We start from the raw sequence: 15,288 nt of genomic DNA on the forward strand, positions 1-15,288 counted from the left end.
GTGAGATGGTAGTATGACCGCGCTGTACCACCACTCGCAGTCACCTTATGCGAGCCATAAGGCAGACCGATCTTACCGGTTGCAGGCAGACCTGTGACATTCACAGTGATCTGTGGCTGCGGCGCAATAACGACAGTCTGGGTTTTGGTCGTCGTGAAGCCTTCGGCATCTTTCGCAGTGATTGACACCGTGAAGCTGCCAGCTTTGGTTGGCGTACCCGACACCGTGTCGTTGGCGGCTTTCAGGCCGTCCGGAAGACCGTTGATCGTGTAGTTGTAAGGCGCTGTACCACCACTCGCAGTCACCTTATGTGAGCCATAAGGCAGACCGATCTTACCGGTTGCAGGCAGACCTGTGACATTCACAGTGATCTGTGGCCGCGGCGCAATAACGATATCTACACCTGTAGAAACACTCGCACTAGCTGATACTGATCCATCGTCGATTAAAACGTCTATCTTAAAGGGAAAAACACCCCCTAAACTTGGTGTTCCGGAAATCGTCAAACCATCAGGCAATCGATTTATTTGTAAACCAGGAGGCAGATTATCAACAGAATAAGTAAATGTTCGACCCGCATGCTTCGTAAACAAACGATGAACACCATAGTTCTGACCAACAGTTCCCCTGTCAGGTGGAGGAACAATTGAGCCTCCTGCTGATTCATCACGACTATAAGCCAACTGTGAGAACGAAATCAGGCAAATACATGCAAATAGAAAAAAACGCGCGAAGGATTTCATAAGCCCTATCATTCCCAAAGTTGTCTAAACTATGATCGAATACAGGCGTGCCTATGGTGGTAACAGAGTATATCGTTTTCGATATGGAAATGGTTTTAAACTTTAAAAAGTTATCGCGCTAAAATACTGAAATAATTGCGAAATATATTTCCATTATGGAAACGATTATATCGCGCAATATATCTAATCTGTTTCCGAGTCTGAAATAATTATCGACAGACCCTAAATCTGGCAGGACTCCCGGTTGCAACCAGAAATGCACGTTGCGCTCGACCTTGCTTGAACAAAAAAATCAGTATCTCATAATATATGGTGAGCTGTTGGCAACCGTATACGTCACTCTTTTAAAATGACACGTGCTGGTCATGCACGAGCACATGCGGATTGGCATCGTATCATACCAGAAACCACATGCTTTCTATAAATTTTACATATCGGCAGGAATGCCAAATAGCACTTTAATGTAATGATTGAAGCTTTATAACTGTGTGTGCGCGAAATTGTTGTGATGGAACCATAAGGCGAGAACAGTCGCACCGTCAAAAGGCAATCATCGCTTAAGATACGATAATAATTTCCGTCAACCCAAAAATGCTACTCAAGAAGCAATATCTGGTGTCGTAATTTCGCTAAACTTCGGGCAATTTCACCGAGGATATTATCAATACTTTCCTGAGTAAGCACCCCGGCATCGATAAAGACAACACTTTTCGCATCATAGGAAATGTTTAAATGAGCTTATAATAGCCTTAGCCGTAGCCCGGTGTGGTACTTGGCGCCATTCCTTGTTGCTTCGATTTCAAACTAGATTATATTCGTTTTAATTAAAATCTATTCGACTCTCGTGGCTCCAGACAGCAATCCAGAATAAACAGATAAAGGCCAACAAGTTATTTTCGTATAATTATTCGAACGAGTAAATGAAACCGCGGCGAGCTACTTCGACGCCACTCACCGCATTTAGGAAGCAATTCTTCGAATAAAAAATCAGATGCCGAGTAGGCCCTTTTTGGCATCAATGTAGCGTTCATTGATCTTAGCCCAATTGATAACATCCCACCATGCTTCGAGATAATCGTTGCGGCGATTTTGATAGCGTAGATAGTAGGCATGTTCCCACACGTCATTGCCAAACAGTACACGTTTATTCTCCATTAACGGGGTATCCTGATTGGGGCGTGTTTCAATCGCAAGCTTGCCATCTTGTGTAACGGTGACAAACACCCAACCAGATCCGAAGATGCGACTGCCAGCCATATCAAAGTCAGTTTTAAGCTTATCCAAACCGCCAAGATCGCGGTTAATCGCTGCTAACACTTCGCCATGAGCGTTGCCGCTATCCCCGCTCATAATCTGCCAGAACATGGAGTGATTGGCATGGCCGCCCAGATTGTTTCGTACGGTAGCACGCACGCTTTCAGGGACGTTATTAAGATTGGCAAGTAGATACTCAATCGGATATTTCAATATTTGCGGTGCAGCATTCGCCGCTTTGTTGAGATTGTTCACATAAGTTGCATGATGGAAATCATGATGAAGCGTCATAGTCTGAGTGTCGATTGATCGTTCTAGCGCGTTTTTAGAGTATGGGAGTGGAGGCAAAACAAACAAGGCACTATTATCTGCAGCTGTCGCATTGATAATAGACTTGCTGATGCCCGCCTTAGTGGTCGCGGCAAAAGCAGTAACACCTGCAGTAATAGTGAGAAAGTTACGTCTGTTAAGCGTGTTCATAATTATTTCTCCATACCATATATCAATGACGTCAAACCTCAACCACTTACATAAAGCACACCAACAATCGATGACGTTGACGCGTTCCAAATTAAGCCGAAAAGACCTCTCGTCAGGCTCATCTAATTCATCACATGACCTCTCGTCTCGTCGAATCCCTAAGCATGAGATTTAGCCCTGGTCCTATCGGCAAGATAGAAACTCTGGTTTATGCCCTATTCCATATCGTCATCAGCACACAATTTGACCTCCCAAAGAAGTCGTATGGCAAGACGTTATTGAGGTATTATAGCCGAGTCCGAACAAATGCATTATTTTCCTCTGGTCACAGAGCGACTCGACTGAATTGTTGTTTATGCAGCATTCATCACAGTTTCCCACGGTGCCAAGGCTTTGCTTCATCGCTGAACATTTAATGCCATTACAATAGTGTGCGCAGTTAATATCGTTTCTTACTCACACCCTTAACAATCCAATCTTAAGTTAACGGAGACGGACGCAAAACACAGCACAACGACGTCGAGCTGCGCTTAGAGTTCCCTTAACTGCTTTGGCAACAACCGTTCCGATTGAAAATCTACGCAATGTAACCATGTGTTTTTCATGACTAGCTCCTACAACCATTTTAACTGATCGTCTTTGAAGTGAACCTGTTCGCCGTATCAACTATCTTCAGTCGGTTTTGATAGCTTCAAGAAGATCCACATTAAATTTATCAGGGTCTTGTATTTGCGGTGCATGTCCATAATTTGCATAAGTAATCAGCCTCGAGTTTGGAATCTGCTCCACAGCATTCTTTGCAAGTTGAGGATAGTTACCCAGTGTGCGCGCAAGTTCGATATCCGCTCGTTCTTTGCCAATGGCAGTATTGTCTTTCAAGCCGATCATCAGCACAGTGGGAACATGAATGTTACTGATTTCATGAATGACAGGTTGATTAAAAATCATGTCGTATGTTTGCGCTTGGTTCCACGATACTATTTCATTTCCTAAGCCTTCATACATAGATTCCAGCATATTAACCCAACGATCATATTGAGGCTTCCATGTGTTATTGTAGTATGTCGCGCGCTGGTAAGATTTGATGCTTTCTTTTGTTGTTTTTAGTTCCTTCGTGTACAGTTCATCAATTGTCGCATTGGGAACTCCTTTCGCGCGCCAATCTTCCAATCCTATAGGATTAACCAGGACAAGCCTTTCTAACGACGTGGGATATTGCAGTGCGTAACGCATTGCCAACATGCCACCCATAGAATGGCCAATCATAATGGGGTGGGTCACCTTAAGCTCAGTTAACAGAGCATGCGTATTGGCCGCCAGGGTATTTAAACCATATTGATAAACCATTGGCTTCGACGACTTACAAAAGCCCACCTGATCTGGTGCAATAACCCTATATCCTGCATCTGATAAAGACTTGATAGTGGTTTCCCACGTGCCCGCACAGAAATTCTTCCCGTGAAGGAGAACCGCCGTGTGGCCATTTGCTTGTTTCGGTTTCACGTCAATATAGGCCATGCGTAGCGCTTGTTTCTGACTAATAATGGTCTGAAAATTGACAGCCCATCCATAGTCGAAACCGGCTAAAAAAGGGTCCGCTAAAGCGGGTGTAGTTATCAGCAAAGCGCAAGTTGTTGCGATTCGTGTTAGAGAAAGTACCATAATAAGCATTCCAATCTATATTCTTCTGTACTATAAAACCATTTATTGGCATAAGTCGGCATTAAACTTGTAATTAATTAAATCTCAATAATAATGATTATCAGTGCCTGTTACCTAATATCTATATGCCGCCATACCAGTCGTATCCTTGATCTTCCCAGTAGCCGCCTCGACCGCCCTGGATATTTGCAAAACTGGAAACAAACTCTATCGATTTTACATACTTACTCATTTTATAGCCAAGCTGTCTTTCTACGCGCAACCTCAGTGGCGCTCCGTATTCAACAGGTAGAGAGGTGTCATTGAGCGCATAGGCTAAAATAGTTTGTGGATGTCGGGCATCTATTAGATCTATACTACCATAAAACAGGTCGGGACCGTTAGATGTTTCGATAGGGTCAAAGCAGTGCAATATTATGTAACGCGCTGTAGATGCAGGATGAGCTTGATCAATTATATAACTAAGTGGAACCCCCGTCCATTTCGCAATCGTACTCCAACCTTCAACACAATCATGTCGTGTCACTTGAGAACGTTGAGGCATATTTCGTAATTCATCAAGCGTGAAACTGATAGGCTTCGTTATGAGGCCATGAAGCCGTAACCTGTAATTAGCAAAAGCCGCTTTATAGTGTGCCAAGTATTCCTCTGTTGCAGGATTTTTTGCACCATTAGGTTTTTGTCCCTGGTGAATTTCGCTCTGACTGTACTCACGTGCCAGCGTAGCAGGCCCTTGCAAGCTCCGTTGGGCAACATAACTCAGGCTATTCGCCTTTTGCAAGGTTTGGCGGACCATATTTGTGTCACTGCCAATGAAATCAAAGGCATCACACCCGCTAAGCACAGAGGTTGATGTAGCGATTCCTGCTAAAGTTAAAAATTTTCGACGGCTAAGATTAAGCTGAATCATGATCTTGTCCTATCTGATCGGTGTTTACATCCACCTTGAACCAGCCTGAAACAATCGAGCGCAATTGGTTAACCGGCCCTGCTACTAACACCATAACTATATGCACTACAAAAAAGGCTACAATCAGCAGACAGGCTGCAAAATGCAATGTCCGTGCGGTCTGGCGCCCACCCAACCAATGTGTCAGAGGTAGTATTGAATCTGCTCCTGGTGACATTGCAAGACCTGTAACAATGATGATCGGAAAGAGTCCAAACATAACACCAAAATACATAAGCTTTTGCGAGGGATTATATTGCTTTCTGGGATGAAAACGTAATCTCAGGTGCGCAATAAAATCATTCGGCAAACGCCGCAGATCGGTTTTCGACGGTAGTATATCGTGTTGAATATGCTTGTTTGCGAAGCCGCCAAAAAGCCAAAAGAAGAAGTTGACCACGAAAAGCCAGGCAAAAAAGAAATGAACAATTCGCCCACTAGCTAAGTCTCGGTATGAGGGAATAGTCAAGGTTGATGGAAAACCTTGATAGCTTGGATTATCAAGATTGCCTGAAACGCCAAAGACACCCGTTGTATTTATTTCCTCTCCGAATATTCTGACGCGCCCTTCTGGGCCGTCGTCTCCCGTCACTGCATACGCAGAAAAAACGGCATTATCATAGTTAAATCCAGATTCATTTCCCAGATAAAGCGTGGGATGCGCATTGAATATCTGGGTCCCAGAAAAAAATAGGAAGAAAATACATATAGCCCACAACCAGTGTGTTAGTCGTGTCAGTAAACGCTGACGGTAAACGAGCTGTTTCATGGTGTACCGATCAATAAAATGCCCGCTAATTTTGTATGATTAGCGGGCGAATTCGCTCATGTTATTTTTTCATACCGTCCTGCTGCATTGCATCACCATGCATGCTATCATTTTTATCTTTTTTCATGTTATCGGTTGAATCTTTGTGCATAGCATCGGTTTTCATGCCATCCTGCTGCATTGCATCACCATGCATACTATCTGTTTTCATGGCGTCATTCGCAAATGAAGCCGGAACGAATGAAAGACCAGCAAACAAAATAAATGTAGGAATGACCGTTAGGGTCTTTTTAATGTTCATAATGAAACTCCTTTAGGTTTGCGCAAGCTGCGCTTAACAAAACCATATTCGGCAATTTTGTGTGAAAGGTTACAGCAAACACAATTATGTGATTACTTCACGGTGGGAAAAACCGTACTCAATTCAAAAATTAAGACATGAAGTGGAGCAACATCTGACCTATTCTAACGAGGAAAGATTGAAGTCTCTGATGCTCAAGGCACTGGACGGAAATGCTACGGCTTACCGAGACCTGTTGAATGAACTTGCTCGCGTGTTAGAGGCCTATTTTAAGCGTCGTTTACATGAACGGTGGGTGATGGACGCGCAGGATTTAGTGCAGGACACCCTGCTGGCAATACACACTCGACGCATAACGTATAACCGTGATATGGCTTTACTGCCTTGGGTTAAAGGCATCGCCAATTATAAGCTTGTTGATTTTTTGCGACAGCGCAGACACAAAATGATGACACTTATGGAGGAAGATTTACCTACAGTGGATGTATCCAGTTCTATTAATGCTCGTCTTGATGTTGACCGTATACTAAGCGAAATACCAGAGCCAACTTCTACTCTGATCCGCAGCGTAAGAGTAGAGGGTCTCTCGATTGAAGACGCCGCACATTTAAGCGGTTTGAGTCAAAGTGCTGTAAAAGTTGCTATCCATCGTGGCTTGTCGAAGCTTATAAGGCGGTTCGGAGGGAAATAGCTTGCTCACTGACGTTATTAATCAACTCGTAGACGACATGAAGCCAGTTTCTCGTCAGGCGATGCAAAAATTATTTTTAAAACATGCAATCTTTGGCCTCGTGATGGCTGCGTCCATTATGATTGTGCTGCTTGGCGTACGCCATGATCTTACAACTGCAATGTTTACGCCCACACTATGGGTTAAGTTCGGATATGCCGCATCGCTGCTTGCTATAATGATACCGCCCTTACTGGCATTGTCTCGTCCCGTACGCTCTACTTTTCCTTGGAAAAAGTTTTTGTTGCTAATTACTTGCCTTACATTTTTAGCAGTATTAGACATGTTCAGTGTTCTACCTAACCAAAAAAAGGCGCTTGTAATTGGCGACTCTGCCTGGGTTTGCTCGGGACTAATAATGGTGCTCGCATTTCCGATATTATTAGCTCTCTTAAGTGCTATACGAAAACTCGCCCCCTACAGTTCGACGATGGCCGGTTTAGCTGCGGGCATTGTGTCAGGCGGAATAAGTGTCTTCATCTATTCATTTCACTGTCCAGAACCAGGGATCCCTTTTGTCGCCATTTGGTACACCGGCGGCGTCGTAGGTACTGGCGTCATCGGAGCGATTAGCGGACGATACTTTCTTCGTTGGTGAATTCTCATATAATCATTTTAAATGAGATAAAATCATCAATAGAGCTAAATCGTTCACTTGCAGAACTGTTGGTCAGAAAGCAGATATATGAAATATAATTCCAGCCTCCAAACAAAGCGAATGGTTTGATTTCTGGCCTTTTCCAAAAAATGAACTGAGTGTTTACAGTGAGTTATGATTCAATCGACATGCAGACATGCGATAAGCTATTTGTATCTCCTGTGAACGAACATGCCTCCTCGACCCCGGAAAATTCGATCCACGTGCATTGCGCCTCTGGAAAGGCTTCCTTGTCATGTCACTTTCTGCAAAAACCTTGGCGAGGGTCTTCTATTCAAAACATTCGCGAAGTGGCAGCATTGAGAATACAAGCGAGCGTAATAAATTGCAGCTGGTTGACCGGCGTCGTGTCCCTCTTGCTGCGTAAAAAGCTCACGAATTGTTCGTGAATGGTCTCTATAATATCTTCTTTCCCAGATGAATTAGGATCGTAAAATCAGCTTCTTGCCCCTATTTCATCCTCCGATGCTCGGCACGCCATAAACAGATGCGTTCGGCCGTTGCTTCCAAAAAATCACGATAAGGAACGTAATTGGAAATATATAAAAAAATCGGCATAACGGACAATGCCCTAGGTTAAAGGCCGCCCATAAAATCAACCGTTATTTCTTTTCTACCTAACCCAACAACCGCAACAGCCTATGAACCACGTTTTGCTTTTAACATGGCCAACTGCCTCAAACAGGCGATTGTGAGCTCCCGTCCGGCCATGAAGGCAACACATCTCTATAAACTGTACAGCACGCTAAACCTCGTGGATGCTTTTTAAAAATTAGGTCGCTTCCTTTCTTGCCGGTGTGAACTTATGGGGTCGGGACGCAAGGTCCGCACGCAGATTTGCATAAAAGTAAATGAACCACATTCTGACGGTTTAAGTTTTCATACATAACCTATCAGATCACTTGTGGGAGGAAGAGAACAGCCGGCAACTATTGACGGTAAATCCAGGGTTCCAATGCCCTCTCCTTCAAAAATGCAAGCTTCTGAAATATTATAAATAGGCTATGAGAGTACGATATTCACGGCCTTTCGATTCAAGATAACTGAAATGTAGATAAGAGCATACAAACCAATGACGATAAGCCCCACCCATTCAATGCTGAATGGAGTAAACTGGTAAGCAACAACAAGTGATATTTGTAAGCCAAAGTTCCATATGTAGTATCGTGCAGGCCCCAATTTAGTCTTAGTCCAAGAGAGGTTCAAGCAATAAAGCCTTATCAAAGAATCAAGCGAGTTAACGACAAAAACCAGTCCAACGAAAATCATAAATATCTGCAACCAGCCAGGAATCCTAAACCCGCTTTCATAGAAAAAATATAGTGTCGTGAACCATATTGCGATTGGTATTGTCGGTAATATCACCATAGCGGCCGCTAATCGCCAAGCCTTCATGCCTCCCACGAATACTGAAACAAACTGTCCAATCATAATACTCCAGGCAAACCACCAATACAAATAAAACTCATGATATTGACTGATAGGTTCAAGAAACCGATAAAGGTTGGAAAAATACCCGTTTAATAGTTCCAAATCATGGACATATTTCACCGTACCTGCGGATCCGAACGTGATAAATATAAGCAACAAACAGGATATAAGCAGCAAGCTGAATAGCCAGGTAGAGCCCACAGCTAACCATTTCATAAAGTGAAGATTCCCGCTCGAGTAGACAGAACAAGCGACCACTAGCAATACAATGAAACTCTGAGAAGCAAACCCCGTGCCTGGAAGATAACCAGGCAGTGCATTAGCAAACAGAAAACAGCTGAACGCACAGGTTGCTATAATTGTCATATTATATAGCACTTTGATGACAGGTCGTTCAAATATACGGAGCCGTGGTTCCAGAACTACAAAGTAAAATGTTGAGAGGAAATACATCAGCCAAACGAGTGGCCCCCACATGCCAAATTCAATTGCGAGTGGATTCGTAAATGCATAAGAACGATCATTCGCGAAAAGATTGAAATCTGACAACGGCAGCATGATGAGACCCATGTCAAGGCCAGCGGTAAATAGCAATGCAATGAATGTAAATGTTTTTGTCGGCATTTTACCCTGACATTGCACCTGGCCGAACCGAACTATAATTACTAGTGCCGTTACAAATACCACGAAGTAAGCAATACCAATTATATATCCCAAGAACCAACCTCCCAACATGCCCTCTCCCATCATATGGTATGTTATCAAGGAAGGTAGGGAATAGTCAGTTTGCGGCAGTCTTTTATTACAACACGACAACCGAAGGGCGCGCTATCTAACATAGTTTTTTATGGGGACCAGATCACGCGACGAAGAAGAGCTCCCGTTGCTCAAAAGTCCCTACAAGATCCGACTTCCGGGAAAAGGGTCGTTTAGACGCGGCTCGTCGATGCGCGACATCAAGGCAGATAATGATCGTAACCAAGCCTGAAGCTTAGAGACTTCGCATGACGGCCTATTTACAGTTTGTGGGAGCTGCCAATCATTGTTTATCGCCCAGCTATCCTATCATGCCGAGCGATCCAACTATCTAAGCGAGAATTCTAGACCAGGCGAAGCATCGTGCTCCAACGCCAACCTGCCGATCTTGGCGTGAAGCATTTGGATATCAACGATTGGAACTACCTCTGCAGCCTCGGCTTCATTACCGATAATGCGTGTTGCCCTCTCGAAGAACAGGTTTTTCTACTATTTGAGCTGATTAGCGTACTCATCAAATTGATAGGGTAATTCGACCATTCTCTGCTCAATTCTAATCATGGCAGGTACCACCGAGCCCGACGAGGCTCCAGCGGGGTCGTCTCATTATGGTATCGTCAGTTCCTGGCATTTATGCCGAACTCAGACAAAAATTCTGTTTATCCTGGCTGTACAGATTTCCCGCGCCATCTCTTCGGATCGATCACTGTAAACCTGTGACCGCGAAAGCATGTGTTTTCACAGTGGCTGTATTCGTATTAACAGCACGAAGCCATGTAAAGAATGGTATGTCGATGATGGTACGGTTGGCTTCGTGGAGGCTTCACACAGATAAACGACGCAACGGTTTGTGCAAGAGGCCGTCCGGTTAATATTCGCCAAACGCGTGGTAAAGTTGCTGATTGCCCAAAAACCGAAGCGCCCATAGCAGTGCAACAAAGAGGCGGTACATTGGTTGCTCTCGGAACTGACATCAATATCAATGAGAAGCAGAGCTGAAAACGTGAGCTGATATTCCACCCAGTTCCTACCGCAAAGGCATCTTCGTGTTTTCACGGCAGGTAATTCGACACCGAAATATGCGCAAGCACTCCATTAAAGGGTTCAGCTATGCTGTGCGCCAAATAGCCTTCCTCTTAACAATTTGAAAACTTGGGAATGGGCTAATTTGGACGGTGAATGACCTTGACCTCCTGGAAATCTTCAATACCTAGTTTTCCCCCTTCTCTGCCATTACCTGATTGCTTATAGCCTCCGAACGGACTACCGTATCGATGCTGAGCACCATTAATGTGCACCATCCCAGCGCGAAGCTGTTTAGCCACCCTTTCCGCGCGCACCAAATCGTCGGTCTGGATATACGCTGCCAGACCAAAAGGCGTATTATTGGCTATTTCGATTGCTTCATCTTCAGTGTCGAATGGAATAATGGCAAGAACCGGGCCAAAAACCTCTTCACGAGCAATACGCATCGTACTGTCAACATCGACAAAAACCGTTGGTCGGACGAAGTAACCTTCCTTCAGACCATTGGGTTTGCCGAGCCCACCAACCAGCAATCTGGCGCCATCGACGATAGCAGTATTAATCGACGCCTGAACACGTTCGTACTGAATATCACTAACAAGCGACCCAATGTGTGGACCTTCCTTCATAGGATCCCCGACTACGGTTTCAATAGCTGTACGACGGGCGATCTTTATAACATCTTCGTAGACAGAACGTTCGACAAGCAAGCGTGTCGGTGCATCACATGATTGACCAGAGTTGTTGAAACATTCAGCGACACTGCCAGCGACCCGTTTCTTCAGATCGGCATCCGCGAAGACGATATTCGAAGACTTACCACCCAATTCGAGAGTGACCCTCTTTACCGTGTCCGCAGCATCTTTGCTCACTGCAATCCCGGCTCGGGTCGAGCCCGTGAATGACATCATATCCACGTCTTTGTGTCTGGATAAAGCAGCACCACACGTCGCGCCATCGCCATTGACGAGGTTAAAAACACCTGGCGGAAAACCGGCTTCATGGATGATATCTGCATAAAGCATAGCGCTCAGCGGCGTAAATTCGCTCGGCTTCAGAATACATGTGCATCCCGTTGCCAAAGCCGGTATCACCTTCAGTGTGATCTGATTAATTGGCCAGTTCCATGGTGTAATCAAACCACAGACACCAATCGCTTCACGCAGCATTGTGTCTCCGTTTGCGAGTTCCTCTTGTTCAGTTGCGCTTCCAAGCGCATCAATGAAACTCTGCAGGTGCCCTACACCGACATCAGCTTGTTGTTCTCGGCTCATTGTAATTGGAGCACCGAGTTCCAAAGTTATCGTTTCCGCCATTTCGTTGTAGCGTTTACGATAAATAACCAATAATTTTTCGAGTAGTGAAAGACGTTCTAATACAGTGGTTTTGCTATAGGTAGCAAAGGCCCGTTTTGCAGCAACAACCGCGCTGTCAATATCCTCTCCCGCCCCCATTGAGATAATAGCAACAGGTTTTTCCGTCGCAGGATTGATGACGTCCCGCGTCTGCGGAGAATGGGGCGTAACCCAGACACCATTAATATAGAATTTACGCTTATCGAACATATGAACCTCCTTTCAGAGTACGCTTCCATCAAATTGAATCCGACCAGCGCTTAAACTCTTCATTCTGGACATAAAATTTATCAATAATGTTTCCACATAGTCTAAATCTGCCTGATGTTTCGACAGATACTGACACGTCACAACGGAAAACCCATGTGATGAACGAGCCTCGCCCATAACTTACGCCACCCTCCCTTCGTATCTACCTCATCAAGTGCATACATCGTTAGTTTGGCACCAATCCAGCGCAACGGTTCGGGCGGAATCATTTTTGGGAGTGTTGCGGCAAAATCAAGTTTGAGGTCAGGATTGTCTTCCCCGTCCAGCAGAGCAAGCCCCATACGCGCACCAAACCGTGTTGCGGTTACGCCAAATCCTGAATAACCGCCTGTGTAAAGCGCCTTACCGTCATAATAGGGCTGGAAATGGACAGCGAGGCGTGTTGAAAGGTCAATTGGTCCGGACCAGGCATGAGTGAAGCGAATATCCGATAATTGTGGGAAGGTGTTAAAAAAATAGGTTGCTAACTGCTGATATGTTGCGACCCGCCGATCTTGCAGCGGATCGATATTGTCATTGAAATAGTAGCCAACTCTGCCGCCGAATATAATTCGGTTATCCTTCGTCAAGCGCATATAATTTAACTGTGTACGAGTGTCGTAGATTCCCTGCCGGTTTTGCCAACCAAGACGCGCCATCTGCTCGCCAGTCAATGGTTCTGTCGCTAACACGCGATCACGGATAGCTGCAATGCGTCGCTTTATATTTTTGTGACCAGCTGCCCAGGCATTGGTCGCAAACATAACCTTCGGTGATTTCACGGACCCATCATGACTGACGACTGACAGAGCCGTGCCGATATTTTCGACGCTGACCATCGGTGTGTGTTCATATATACGAACGCCGAGTTCGATTGCGACGCGTTTCAAGCCCCACGCGAGTTTGGCAGGGTGAACTATACCACTCCTCGCACGCGACCACATGCCTGCTTTAAACAACGGCGAAGCAACCTCAGACTGTACCTTTTTTCGGTCCAACATGACTACATCATGGCCATACCGTTTTGCCAAATCATACTCACTCTTAAGATAGTCTAGATGACTGTGTTCAATGGCAACTGTCATTTCACCAGACCATTCCAGATCTGCATCGATGCCAAAATTGAGCAGAGTGTTGGACCAGCCTTGTAGGTTTTCAACTCCCAATCGTTCTAGTTGTGGCAGGTCCTTCGGAAAAATTTTCGATGCATGATAAAGGCCATGCATAACTGATGTAGACACAATACCGCCCGGACGCCCGGAAGCGCCGTGCCCAATTTTTGCTGCTTCTATAATAACAACATCGCGCGACGGGTTTTGCTGTTTTGCAAGTATCGATGCCCAAAGGCCAGTAAACCCACCGCCCACGATCAACAGATCAGTTTCAGTTTGACCTATCAAGTTTGGTTGGGAATCAGGTTGCAACGCATTGTCCAACCAGAATGGATATAATGTGACGTCCTTTAATGCGTTCCAACTTTGATGCATTATGAAATTCCCACTGCCTCAGGCAACTATTACCAACCCAACATCGCTTTGTTTACTGCCTTCAATAAGCACATAGGTTTTAGGCATGGTCCAGGTGACCTCGAAACGCCCAACAAAACCATCGGTCAACACATAACTGTCGCCGCTGGCAAACTCATATCGAACGCCATTACCATCCGTAATAGTCAAAGCACCCGACAGAATAATTGCGTACTCGCTTGCGCCACGCATCTCCAGAATTTCGGAATAAGGCGTTGCCTCCCAGGTGCCGGCTGACATACAACTATCTGTGAAATGCAGCGCTCCCTTTTCAATAGGATTTATTGACAAAGCAGCACCCAGAGGAACAAACGCACAGGATTCTAGCTGGTCTGTTTCACATGCAAGTGCCGATATTCTATGTATTCTTTTCATTTATTGTTCCCTATCCTAGCTTTAGGATAGGACGGACAACCAATCACGGAAATGTTAAATTTCAAATCGGAACATTTGCATTATTGAATAGTGAATGAGAATTTCAGGCTCGGATATACATCTATTCCGTGTTTTCGATAGCGTTATTCGCAACAATGGAATTTCATCTGCGCAAGTCGAATTGTCGCTTAGTCAACCGACAATTTCTAACCACTTAAGCGCTTTGGAAGACCGTATTGGATTAAAGCTTTGTGAACGTGGACGGCGCGGTTTTGCTTTAACCGAAAAGGGCAGAATTGTTCACGAAGCGATTTGCGAGATTTTGAATTGTCTCGATAAGAATTCAAACAGACTAAATGAATTACGCAGTCCTCTAAGCGGTCGCGTTCGTATAGCGATTGTAGATTGCCTGTCGACAGATAAGAATTTTCACCTCCCAGCCATCCTCGCCAAAGCAGCACGTGAAGCACCAACACTTGAAATTTCTTTGGAAATATTGCCCCCCAACGAGATCATAGTCCGCTTGTCCAATAACCAGCTGGATATGGGACTCGGTGGTTTTGATCTCCATCTGAATGGTCTGAAACACACGATGTTGTATAACGAGGAACACCGGCTCTACTGTGGTGCCGAAAGCCCGCTTTATGCCATGGAAGACCACGATATAACAACTGGTATGTGTTATCAATTGCCCTGGGTTCATCGGAAGTATTGGAGCCATATGCGTCAACGCAGCTTCCTGTTTAATGAAACTGACAGGCTTATTGACGACATTGAATCCCAACTCTTATTTATAATGTCGGGAGCGTACATCGGATTACTGCCTGTTCATTATGCCCAGAGTTTTGTTAGCAAGGAGCTTTTGCGTCCATTACCCGTGCGCAACGACGACTATCAGGCGAAAATCGAGATGGTTGTGCGGGCGGGTAAAAAACAAAGAAATATTTCTTATGTAGAACAATTAGTCTTTCAGACCTATGCGAAACATTTGCTCTAATCAATATATCGATTGGCATATTCTAAT

Annotated in this window: 13 protein-coding genes; 3 read left to right on the forward strand and 10 right to left on the reverse strand. The window is 44.9% G+C overall.

Annotated features, from left to right (window positions below; genetic code table 11):
- The 6 genes from ACOZHT_RS20205 to ACOZHT_RS20230 all read right to left on the reverse strand — a co-directional run.
- A partial coding sequence (locus tag ACOZHT_RS20205) for a PKD domain-containing protein (protein ID WP_421566387.1) occupies positions 1-365 on the reverse strand: 365 nt, incomplete at its 3' end.
- 1,365 nt (positions 366-1,730) lie between these two features.
- Positions 1,731-2,477 carry a superoxide dismutase gene (locus ACOZHT_RS20210; protein WP_421566388.1) on the reverse strand — a complete coding sequence of 249 codons (747 nt, stop codon included), beginning with the start codon at positions 2,475-2,477 and terminating at the stop codon, positions 1,731-1,733.
- A 672-nt stretch (positions 2,478-3,149) separates the two neighbouring features.
- Positions 3,150-4,139, reverse strand: a complete 990-nt coding sequence (locus tag ACOZHT_RS20215) for an alpha/beta fold hydrolase (protein WP_421566389.1) — start codon at positions 4,137-4,139, stop codon at positions 3,150-3,152.
- 121 nt (positions 4,140-4,260) lie between these two features.
- A complete protein-coding gene (locus ACOZHT_RS20220; protein ID WP_421566390.1) occupies positions 4,261-5,049 on the reverse strand; it encodes a molybdopterin-dependent oxidoreductase in 789 nt (262 codons plus the stop codon).
- Positions 5,036-5,857, reverse strand: coding sequence for a cytochrome b/b6 domain-containing protein (locus tag ACOZHT_RS20225; protein ID WP_421566391.1), 822 nt, complete (start codon positions 5,855-5,857; stop codon positions 5,036-5,038). Before ACOZHT_RS20225 ends, ACOZHT_RS20220 begins: the two co-directional genes overlap by 14 nt.
- 61 nt (positions 5,858-5,918) lie before the next feature.
- Positions 5,919-6,158 carry a pentapeptide MXKDX repeat protein gene (locus ACOZHT_RS20230; RefSeq protein ID WP_421566392.1) on the reverse strand — a complete coding sequence of 80 codons (240 nt, stop codon included), beginning with the start codon at positions 6,156-6,158 and terminating at the stop codon, positions 5,919-5,921.
- 190 nt (positions 6,159-6,348) lie between these two features.
- Between ACOZHT_RS20230 and ACOZHT_RS20235 the strand changes: the two genes are divergently transcribed.
- Together ACOZHT_RS20235 and ACOZHT_RS20240 are read left to right on the forward strand one after the other, a co-directional pair.
- Positions 6,349-6,849, forward strand: a complete 501-nt coding sequence (locus ACOZHT_RS20235) for a sigma-70 family RNA polymerase sigma factor (RefSeq protein ID WP_421566504.1) — start codon at positions 6,349-6,351, stop codon at positions 6,847-6,849.
- 1 nt (position 6,850) lies between these two features.
- Positions 6,851-7,486: an NrsF family protein gene (locus tag ACOZHT_RS20240; RefSeq protein ID WP_421566393.1), complete on the forward strand. Its 636-nt coding sequence runs from the start codon at positions 6,851-6,853 to the stop codon at positions 7,484-7,486.
- Between the two features lie 1,062 nt (positions 7,487-8,548).
- Here ACOZHT_RS20240 and ACOZHT_RS20245 read toward each other — a convergent pair.
- The 4 genes from ACOZHT_RS20245 to ACOZHT_RS20260 form a co-directional block, all read right to left on the reverse strand.
- Complete coding sequence (locus ACOZHT_RS20245; protein ID WP_421566394.1) at positions 8,549-9,712, reverse strand: BCCT family transporter; 1,164 nt, start codon at positions 9,710-9,712, stop codon at positions 8,549-8,551.
- 1,184 nt (positions 9,713-10,896) lie between these two features.
- Complete coding sequence (locus tag ACOZHT_RS20250) at positions 10,897-12,324, reverse strand: aldehyde dehydrogenase family protein (RefSeq protein ID WP_421566395.1); 1,428 nt, start codon at positions 12,322-12,324, stop codon at positions 10,897-10,899.
- A gap of 137 nt (positions 12,325-12,461) precedes the next feature.
- Positions 12,462-13,850 carry an NAD(P)/FAD-dependent oxidoreductase gene (locus tag ACOZHT_RS20255; RefSeq protein ID WP_421566396.1) on the reverse strand — a complete coding sequence of 463 codons (1,389 nt, stop codon included), beginning with the start codon at positions 13,848-13,850 and terminating at the stop codon, positions 12,462-12,464.
- Positions 13,851-13,868: 18 nt separating this feature from the next.
- Positions 13,869-14,264: a cupin domain-containing protein gene (locus ACOZHT_RS20260; RefSeq protein WP_421566397.1), complete on the reverse strand. Its 396-nt coding sequence runs from the start codon at positions 14,262-14,264 to the stop codon at positions 13,869-13,871.
- 94 nt (positions 14,265-14,358) lie between these two features.
- On the opposite strand from ACOZHT_RS20260, the gene ACOZHT_RS20265 reads away from it, so the two are divergent.
- Positions 14,359-15,261: a LysR family transcriptional regulator gene (locus tag ACOZHT_RS20265; protein WP_421566398.1), complete on the forward strand. Its 903-nt coding sequence runs from the start codon at positions 14,359-14,361 to the stop codon at positions 15,259-15,261.
- The last annotated feature ends 27 nt before the right edge of the window (positions 15,262-15,288 follow it).

The sequence above is a fragment of the Ochrobactrum sp. EDr1-4 genome, assembly GCF_049199085.1.
GTDB lineage: Bacteria > Pseudomonadota > Alphaproteobacteria > Rhizobiales > Rhizobiaceae > Brucella.

Bases quoted from the DNA above. Each gene is read 5' to 3' on its own strand.
- ACOZHT_RS20230 (WP_421566392.1), bottom strand. From the start codon at position 6,158: ATGAACATTAAAAAGACCCTAACGGTCATTCCTACATTTATTTTGTTT.
- ACOZHT_RS20210 (WP_421566388.1), bottom strand. From the start codon at position 2,477: ATGAACACGCTTAACAGACGTAACTTTCTCACTATTACTGCAGGTGTT.
- ACOZHT_RS20260 (WP_421566397.1), bottom strand. From the start codon at position 14,264: ATGAAAAGAATACATAGAATATCGGCACTTGCATGTGAAACAGACCAG.
- ACOZHT_RS20235 (WP_421566504.1), top strand. From the start codon at position 6,349: ATGCTCAAGGCACTGGACGGAAATGCTACGGCTTACCGAGACCTGTTG.
- ACOZHT_RS20215 (WP_421566389.1), bottom strand. From the start codon at position 4,139: ATGGTACTTTCTCTAACACGAATCGCAACAACTTGCGCTTTGCTGATA.
- ACOZHT_RS20225 (WP_421566391.1), bottom strand. From the start codon at position 5,857: ATGAAACAGCTCGTTTACCGTCAGCGTTTACTGACACGACTAACACAC.
- ACOZHT_RS20255 (WP_421566396.1), bottom strand. From the start codon at position 13,850: ATGCATCAAAGTTGGAACGCATTAAAGGACGTCACATTATATCCATTC.
- ACOZHT_RS20265 (WP_421566398.1), top strand. From the start codon at position 14,359: ATGAGAATTTCAGGCTCGGATATACATCTATTCCGTGTTTTCGATAGC.
- ACOZHT_RS20220 (WP_421566390.1), bottom strand. From the start codon at position 5,049: ATGATTCAGCTTAATCTTAGCCGTCGAAAATTTTTAACTTTAGCAGGA.
- ACOZHT_RS20250 (WP_421566395.1), bottom strand. From the start codon at position 12,324: ATGTTCGATAAGCGTAAATTCTATATTAATGGTGTCTGGGTTACGCCC.
- ACOZHT_RS20245 (WP_421566394.1), bottom strand. From the start codon at position 9,712: ATGTTGGGAGGTTGGTTCTTGGGATATATAATTGGTATTGCTTACTTC.